Raw genomic sequence first — 1783 nt, forward strand, 5'->3', positions numbered from 1 at the left:
CGTATTGGCGGTTCGATAGTTATAATCATTTACCTCAACTGATGAGGCCACCACGGCACTGTGTAAGCGAATATCCCAAACGCTTTCAGTGCCACCATCTAAGGTGCCACTCGGTGGTTTGTTATCAATATCAGCAACCTGAGCATAACCTTGCTCATAATCACTTAGCACCATGACATCACAGTTGTGCTCAGCATGGGTTTCAAAGCGAAACCAAATCCCCACATCCGCCAATAAGCGTTGTATGAACTCAAGGTCACTTTCTTGCCATTGGGTAATAAATTCTCGAGACGGGTAGGTGTCTTTTAATTCCAAGCGGTAATCAATGCCGGTAAAACCATGGCTGCGCAGTATCGATTCCACTACACTTACCACGCTTTAGTTTTGAAAAATGGCACACTGTTTTTTCATGGCTAACAACGCTAAGCGGGATGATAAAACAACTTGATAATGCGCTTGCTCTTTACTGACCGATAGCTGACTAAATGCGGTAACCACCCCATGAAGTATGCGCCCGTCACTGATAGCAGGTAAGCCACCTAGTGAGCGTATTGCTTCTGTTAATGGCTGGTTTAAAAAGGGATTAAATGAGAAAGTGGCGTTTTGGTTAAGCAGTGAATCAATGGCAAGGGCTTTATCGGGACTGGTAAATTCAAGGGTATAATGCCACGGCTGGTTAAGCCGCTCATCGCCTTTAACCTGTAACACCGACACCGGCGAACTTAGCCCCTCAACAGCTAAGGTATAGCGATTATGGCTCAGTTTTTTTAAATGACCCAATATCCCGTCATCAAGCTGCTCTAAAAGACGCTCTAACGCACTTGCCATGTTTTTTCCTTTCCTTATTTATTGATTTAATTAGAACAAAAGGGAATACCTTTGGTTTGTTGTTATGATTTAAATGGTTAATATTATTGCTTTTAGTTATTAAATATAGCTATCGAATGTAGTTATCTAATATAGTTATCTAATATAGTTATCTAATATAGTTATCTAATATCGCTTAGCTACCAAATATCGTTATTTGATTGATAATCTAAATAAGTTAAACAGCACCAATCATAGCGCATTTTAGGGCAAAATTTAACTCATTTTTAACGATGTGTTGTTTAATATTAATAATTCAAGTTAGTTTAGTCGCGTTGTTTTGGCGGTGAAATGGTGGTTAAAAAAGCAATAATAATAACGTTACCCTTGTTTATTTATGCATGATTTTTTAGGATTTTTTACATAAACGTAGTACACTTCTGAAAGTTTTTGACAAAAATGGCGGATTTGTTTGTTTTCTTGATAGCGTAAAAAAACTGAAACATTGACCTTACGGTGTTGTTGGCACTTTTTACTTTTTTAGTTAAATCAATTTGTTATGAATTTAAAACGGTATAGACTCCTGAATATTTTTTACAAAATAACTGGCAAAATAAACCAATAAATCGCCCCCACTTAATGTGAGGCTGCCGCTTTTTATTGCTTGGCTAGCTTTTTATAACTTAAGTCTGATTTTTTTAGGATTTTTTACATAAACGTAGTACACTCCTGAAAGTTTTTGACAAAAATGGGGGATTTGTCTGTTTTCTTGATAGCGTAAAAAAACTGAAATATTGACCTTACGGTGTTGTTGGCACTTTTTACTTTTTTATTTAAATCAATTTGTTATGAATTTAAAACGGTATAGACTCCTGAATATTTTTTACAAAATAACTGGCAAAATAAACCAATAAATCGCCCCCACTTAATGTGAGGCTGCCGCTTTTTATTGCTTGGCTAGCTTTTTATAACTTAA

Annotated in this window: 1 pseudogene; it reads right to left on the reverse strand. The window is 36.4% G+C overall.

Going from position 1 to position 1783, the window contains the following annotated elements:
- A pseudogene (locus tag A9G35_RS13935) lies at window positions 1-828 on the reverse strand (type VI secretion system Vgr family protein); the annotation flags it as partial.
- Window positions 829-1783: the final 955 nt, after the last annotated feature.

The sequence above is a fragment of the Gilliamella sp. Choc5-1 genome (assembly GCF_001690595.1).
In the GTDB taxonomy this organism is placed as follows: domain Bacteria; phylum Pseudomonadota; class Gammaproteobacteria; order Enterobacterales; family Orbaceae; genus Gilliamella; species Gilliamella apicola_M.